Below are 6,199 nucleotides of genomic sequence, written 5' to 3'. Positions count from 1 at the left end.
ATCGGAGCGATCGCAGGACTGTTTATTCCCTTTATCGGCTTTACCTTTGCGCTTTCGGGGTTTTATGTAAATTACAAGGAACAGGTCCATTACGAAACTGCTCCGGGCTATAAGGCAAACGCAATAAGCTTTGGGATATCTGCGCTCTCATGGATACTTGCGCTGATCTTGCGTCCTCTGATAACATAAACGGAGGGAAGCGGTATGGAAAAAAAGGAATATTGCAAAACAGCGGTCAAGCTTGCGATACTCAGCGCATTTGCCTCGTTATTTCTGCCCTCTGTGGGATTTTCCCTTTCTGTCTGCTGTCTGGTGGTCAATCATATGGAGGGGAAATATTACGATACGGGCAAGGGGTGGCTTGCAGGAGCTTTAGGCATTGTCTGGGCACTGCTCAACTGGCTGGTGGGAGCATCGGTTGCAGGATTGCTTTAATTATTTAACGGAAGGATAGTTTCAAATGAACAGCGAAAATATGATATCAAATGAAATACGTTCGCAGGTGCTTATCGACGCCCTGCCCTACATTCAGAGATATAACGACAAGATAGTTGTTATCAAATACGGCGGCAACGCAATGACCAACGAGGCGCTCAAGGACGCTGTTATGAGCGATATCGTGCTACTCAATCTCGTAGGCATAAAGACCGTCCTGGTTCACGGCGGCGGTCCCGAGATAAATGATATGCTGAAAAGAGTGGGCATTGAGAGCAAGTTCATAAACGGTCTCAGATACACCGACGAAGCCACCGTTGATATCGTAAAAATGGTGCTTGCGGGCAAGGTGAACAAGGAGCTTGTATCCCATCTTGCGCAGCATGGCGGAAATGCCCTTGGAATGTGCGGAATTGACGGACAGATGATACTCTGCCACAAAATGGAGAGCGAAGTTGACCTGGGCTTTGTGGGCGAGATAGACACCATAAACACCGCCCCCATCACAGACGCACTTTCAAACGGCTATGTTCCCGTAATATCCACCGTAGCCTGCGACGAGAAGGGACAGACCTACAACATAAACGCCGACACCGCCGCCGCAAGAATAGCCGCCGAGCTTAAAGCGGAAAACCTTATCCTTATGACGGACATCGTGGGACTTCTGAGAGACAAGGACGACAACGGCACACTTATCCCCAAGGTGCAGGTCAGCGAGGTTCCCTTTATGAAGAGACAGGGCATTATCAGCGGCGGAATGATACCCAAGATAGACTGCTGTGTTGAAGCCGTCAGACGAGGCGTTAAAAAGACCTGCATAATCGACGGAAGAGTACCCCACTCCATTCTTATCGAGCTGCTTTCAAATGAGGGAATAGGAACACAATTCGTATAAGCGGGGGACGCCCCGCGGCGAGGTCGCGCTGTTAATTTATCTGAATAAGTTAGTTTGTCACCGCGCCGATAGTTTTGGCGACAACCGTACAAACTTGAAGCTGCATAATTTATTATAAAAATGCAAAGTGATAAGGAGCTGATACAAATGTCAACCATAGAAAAATTCAACGAACACGTAATGCAGACCTACGGCAGGCTGCCCATTGTCCTTGAAAAAGGCAAGGGACGTGAAGCCGTTGACGAAAACGGCAAAGAATACATAGATTTCGGCAGCGGCATAGGCACAAACTCCCTCGGCTACTGCGACGAGAAGTGGGCAGACGCTGTGTGCGCACAGGTGCGTTCAATACAGCACACCTCAAACTATTTCTATACCAAGGTGCAGGCAGACTTTGCCGAACGTCTCTGCGCTGTCACAGGCTACAAAAACGTGTTCTTCGGCAACTCGGGAGCAGAGGCAAACGAGTGCGCAATAAAGCTTGCAAGGAAATATTCCTTTGATAAATACGGCAAGGGTCGCCACACCATCGTCACCCTTGTAAACTCCTTCCACGGCAGAACGATAGCCACCCTTTCCGCAACGGGACAGGAGGTTTTCCACAATTACTTCTTCCCCTTCGTTGAGGGCTTCGTGAATGTCCCCGCAAACGACATTGAAGCGCTCCGCAAGCTTATTTCCGAGGATAAGACCATCTGCGCCGTAATGTTCGAGTTCGTCCAGGGCGAGGGCGGCGTAAATCCTCTTGACAAGGCTTTTGTGGAGGAAATTTTCAGGCTCTGCGGCGAAAATGATATCCTCACTGTTGCCGATGAAGTCCAGACAGGCGTGGGCAGAACAGGAACCTTCCTTGCCTCCGAACAGTACGGCATAAAGCCCGATATCACCTCTCTTGCAAAGGGTATCGCAGGGGGCGTGCCTATGGGAGCCTGCCTTGCTTCGGAAAAATGCGCCGATGTTCTTGTGAAAGGCACCCACGGCTCCACCTTCGGCGGCAACCCCATTGCCTGCGCAGGAGCAAACGCAGTTCTCGACAGAGTTACCGAAAATGGCTTCCTTGAGGACGTGATGAAGAAAAGCGAGTATTTTAAAAAGAAGCTTGCGGAGATACCCGAGGTGGAGGGCGTTGACGGCTTAGGCTTGATGCTTGGCGTAAGACTCAAAACCAAAAAGGCGGGGGATATCCTTACCGCCGCTGCCGAAAAGGGACTTCTCATTCTCACCGCCAAGGAAAAGCTCCGCTTCCTTCCCCCCCTCACCATCACCTATGAGGAGATAGACAAGGGAATGGAAATACTGACCGAGCTTTTAAAATAATTTCTAATTGGATTTTAATCTGCGGCTAATATGATATTAACCGTGGGACGGTATAATATCACCAAAGGAGTGATACAGATGCCGAGACCCACAAAATTTTTCATATGGGATATAATCGGAGATATCATTGAAGCCGCCGTTGAAATAATCATAGACTTGATAATAAATTGATAACGGAGGTAAACCACTATGAAGCACCTGCTCAAAATGTCCGATCTTTCAAAGGCTGATATCATCGATATCTTAAACCTTGCAGACCAGCTCAAATACGAGCTCAAGCACAACATTCCCCACCGCCACCTTGAGGGCAAGACTCTGGGAATGATATTCCAGAAGTCCTCCACACGTACACGAGTTTCCTTTGAAACGGGAATGTACCAGCTGGGCGGAAATGCGCTGTTCCTCTCTTCACGCGATCTCCAGATAGGCAGGGGCGAGCCTGTGCAGGACACCGCCCGCGTCCTCTCCCGCTACCTTGACGGAATAATGATACGCACCTTTGAGCAGAAGGAAGTGGAGGCTCTCTCAGAGTTCGGCAATATCCCCATCATAAACGGACTTACCGACTACTGCCACCCCTGCCAGGTGCTTGCGGACCTTATGACCATACGCGAGTACAAGGGACAGTTTGACGGACTGAAGATGTGCTACATAGGCGACGGAAACAATATGGCAAACTCCCTTATCGTAGGCGGACTTACGGTAGGAATGGAAGTTGCCGCTGCCTGCCCCGAGGGATACCGCCCCGACCCCACCGTCCTTGAATTTGCAAAGGCATACGGCGATAAGTTCACCCTTACCGACAAGCCTGTGGAAGCTGCCGCAAATGCAGATGTGCTCTTTACAGACGTATGGGCTTCCATGGGACAGGAGGGCGAAGCCGAGATACGCCGCAAGGCATTTGCAGGCTATCAGATAAACGACGAGGTAATGGCAGCCGCAAAGCGCGATGCAATGGTGCAGCACTGCCTGCCCGCACACCGCGAGGAGGAGATAACCGCAAAGGTGTTCGAGGCTCACGCAGAGGAGATCTTCGACGAGGCAGAAAACCGTCTCCACGCTCAGAAGGCAGTTATGGTCAAGCTGATGAAGTCTTGATGAACGTTTGTTCTTGTATATTATAGCATATTTGTTCCAAAATGTCAAGTCCCCGAAGAAATTTTTTCGGGGACTTTTCTATTTTTGCATTTTTGTTCAAAAAATCACATTTATGCCTTGCATTTTTTATATAAATATGCTATAATCATTTCAGCTTACTGCAAATTTTTTTTGGGGGGAAAGTTTGAAAATCAAAGATTTTCAAACCGAGTTTTGTTTCTTTGTCTGCCGACAAAGATTTCCTTACGGAAAACACAAAACTCTCAATAAAGGAGGTCATAAAAATGAAAAAGAAACTCACAGCTATCTTATTATCCGCATCAATGCTTCTCACCGCCTGCGGCACAGCAGCGGTATATGACCTTGCAGCCGATAAGGAGCTAAGCAATGCCGCAGGAGCAACTGCCGGGCAGTTTCTCAAGACCTCGCTCCAACCCTTCGATGACACTACAGACGATGGCAATCATATGTCCGAAATATATTATTTCAGGGTCGGCGGGGATATGAAGGAAAATTACGACCGTATCGATGTGAGCTTTCAGCATGACAAGATAGGTTCTATCGGCGTAAGAAAGGTCGGCAGCGGCGGGAATTCGGGATATACTCTCTTCGGACTGCGTCTCGGCGACAGCAAAAGCACCGCTCAAGCCGCCGCAAAAAACAAGCTTGGCGATGAAGGCACATGGACCTCTGATACAGACCCAAAAACTGTCAAGGCTTTCAAAAAGGATACAGGCACCTTTACGTCCGATACGGGTACCCTTCTGGTAAGTGTTGATACACAAACAGGTACCGTTGTGGAAATGAACCTGTATTTTAAACAGAAGTGATAATAAGCGCCCCATTTTACTCATTGCATATCTGTCTCCCTTGACAACGATTTCCATAAATGCTACAATAAATAAAAAGAAAACCGAAAGGAAGTTAACTATGAATATCTACAAGCTTTTGGCTCTTGTATGCGCAGGAGCGATCTCCATGGGTATGTCCGGCTGCGGTGGAGCGAAGGAAGACCCGGTAAAGACCTATATCCCCTCCTCCGAAAACGTCAAGCCCCTGGGCAGGACAATGCTCACCGATGATATGCTCTGGCTCGCATTCTCGGGCTCGGGAGCCGAGTTTACCGTAAACGGCACTAAGGCGGAGATAGTCATAGCAGGAGACGACAGCGCCGAAAAGCCTGACAACGAGGACAATCAGGCAAGAATAGCGGTATATGTGAACGGTGAAAGAGTAGTTGACGATATGATAGACCACGCCGAGGAAACCTACACCGTTTTTGAAAGCGAGACTCCCGCAGAATGTGATATAAAGATAGTCAAGCTGTCCGAGACCGCAATGTCCACCTGCGCCGTTAAGTCAATAACGGTGGAGGGCGGCGAGATAAAGCCCGGGGAGAAAAAGGAGCATTTCATAGAATTTGTGGGCGACTCCATCACCTGCGGCTATGGCGTTGACGATGAAGTAAAGGAACATCACTTCTCCACCAAGACCGAGGACGTGACAAAGACCTATGCCTACAAGACCGCCGAGGCTCTGAACGCAGACTACAGTATGGTCTCCATCAGCGGCTACGGCATTATATCAGGCTATTCCGACGGCAAGAAAAAGGTGTCAAACCAGCAGCTGCCCAAGTATTACAATAAGCTGGGCTTCTCCTACGGCACCTTCGGAGGAAAAAGAGTAGATTCGGAAAAGTGGGATTTCACAGGCTATACCCCCGATGTTATCGTGGTAAATCTCGGCACCAACGACGAATCCTACACCAAAAACAAAGAGGACAGAATAAAGGATTACACCGACTCATACGTGGAGTTCTTAAAAACTATCCGTTCAAATAATCCCGACTCGCAGATAATATGCACCCTAGGCATTATGGGCAACGGGCTTTACCCTTCTGTTGAGCAGGCGGTTCAGACCTACACCGAGGAAACGGGCGATACAAAGGTATGTGCAATGCCCTTTGATGTTCAAAGCCCCGATGACGGTTATGCCGCAGACTGGCACCCCACCGATGCTACCCACACAAAGGCAGCCGAAAAGCTCACTGCTGAGATAAAGAGCGTTATGGGCTGGTAAAGAAATTCAATACAAATACAAAAAAGCTCCTGTGAGAAAATTCCCACAGGAGCTCAGTCTGTCGAAAAAGAAACGACAATTATATAATATGCACAAACCAATGCAGGAATTGCTTTGTCAAAAACGTTCCACCGGAACGTTTTTGAGGGTAAGTGTGTTTGAGCGCTATAAAAGGGGAGGCGGTCGTGTGAAGCTTGCTTCACAATATGCCTTCCCCTCGAAATGCTGTCGCATTTCTCACCCCTTTCTCCGTTTTGGAAGGATAAAGGGGATTTCGCCCTCTGCGGAGGGCAACAAGGGGCTCTGCCCCCTTGACCCCCGCAAGCCTTTGGAAAAGGCTTGAGCGAAACTTTTAGTGTTGTGTTTATTTGTGCA

Annotated in this window: 8 protein-coding genes; all 8 read left to right on the top strand. The window is 48.7% G+C overall.

Annotated elements, in window-relative coordinates; genetic code table 11:
* Positions 1-189 (top strand): hypothetical protein (locus tag ACI4J0_RS10355; protein ID WP_439765734.1); only part of this gene is annotated, 189 nt, incomplete at its 5' end.
* 15 nt (positions 190-204) lie between these two features.
* A complete protein-coding gene (locus ACI4J0_RS10350) occupies positions 205-435 on the top strand; it encodes a hypothetical protein (protein ID WP_439765733.1) in 231 nt (76 codons plus the stop codon).
* A 25-nt stretch (positions 436-460) separates the two neighbouring features.
* Positions 461-1,330, top strand: coding sequence for an acetylglutamate kinase (argB, locus tag ACI4J0_RS10345; protein ID WP_439765732.1), 870 nt, complete (start codon positions 461-463; stop codon positions 1,328-1,330).
* Between the two features lie 147 nt (positions 1,331-1,477).
* The gene (locus tag ACI4J0_RS10340; RefSeq protein ID WP_439765731.1) at positions 1,478-2,647 is read left to right on the top strand and encodes an aspartate aminotransferase family protein; all 1,170 of its coding nucleotides are present in this window, start codon (positions 1,478-1,480) and stop codon (positions 2,645-2,647) included.
* Positions 2,648-2,836: 189 nt separating this feature from the next.
* On the top strand, positions 2,837-3,745 hold the full coding sequence (gene argF / locus ACI4J0_RS10335; protein ID WP_439765730.1) for an ornithine carbamoyltransferase: 909 nt from the start codon (positions 2,837-2,839) through the stop codon (positions 3,743-3,745).
* 284 nt (positions 3,746-4,029) lie between these two features.
* On the top strand, positions 4,030-4,575 hold the full coding sequence (locus ACI4J0_RS10330) for a hypothetical protein (RefSeq protein ID WP_439765729.1): 546 nt from the start codon (positions 4,030-4,032) through the stop codon (positions 4,573-4,575).
* A 100-nt stretch (positions 4,576-4,675) separates the two neighbouring features.
* Positions 4,676-5,824, top strand: coding sequence for a GDSL-type esterase/lipase family protein (locus ACI4J0_RS10325; RefSeq protein ID WP_439765728.1), 1,149 nt, complete (start codon positions 4,676-4,678; stop codon positions 5,822-5,824).
* A gap of 187 nt (positions 5,825-6,011) precedes the next feature.
* The gene (locus tag ACI4J0_RS10320) at positions 6,012-6,167 is read left to right on the top strand and encodes a hypothetical protein (RefSeq protein WP_439765727.1); all 156 of its coding nucleotides are present in this window, start codon (positions 6,012-6,014) and stop codon (positions 6,165-6,167) included.
* Positions 6,168-6,199 lie beyond the last annotated feature (32 nt).

The organism is Huintestinicola sp., assembly GCF_051882455.1.
Classification (GTDB): Bacteria; Bacillota; Clostridia; order Oscillospirales; family Ruminococcaceae; genus Huintestinicola.
Note: the sequence above shows the minus strand (reverse complement) of the source record. Positions and strands in the feature narration are given on the sequence as shown.

What these genes read in the sequence shown, in the direction of transcription:
- ACI4J0_RS10350 (WP_439765733.1), top strand. Translation starts at nt 205, where the DNA reads ATGGAAAAAAAGGAATATTGCAAAACAGCGGTCAAGCTTGCGATACTC.
- argF (WP_439765730.1), top strand. Translation starts at nt 2,837, where the DNA reads ATGAAGCACCTGCTCAAAATGTCCGATCTTTCAAAGGCTGATATCATC.
- ACI4J0_RS10325 (WP_439765728.1), top strand. Translation starts at nt 4,676, where the DNA reads ATGAATATCTACAAGCTTTTGGCTCTTGTATGCGCAGGAGCGATCTCC.
- ACI4J0_RS10340 (WP_439765731.1), top strand. Translation starts at nt 1,478, where the DNA reads ATGTCAACCATAGAAAAATTCAACGAACACGTAATGCAGACCTACGGC.
- argB (WP_439765732.1), top strand. Translation starts at nt 461, where the DNA reads ATGAACAGCGAAAATATGATATCAAATGAAATACGTTCGCAGGTGCTT.
- ACI4J0_RS10330 (WP_439765729.1), top strand. Translation starts at nt 4,030, where the DNA reads ATGAAAAAGAAACTCACAGCTATCTTATTATCCGCATCAATGCTTCTC.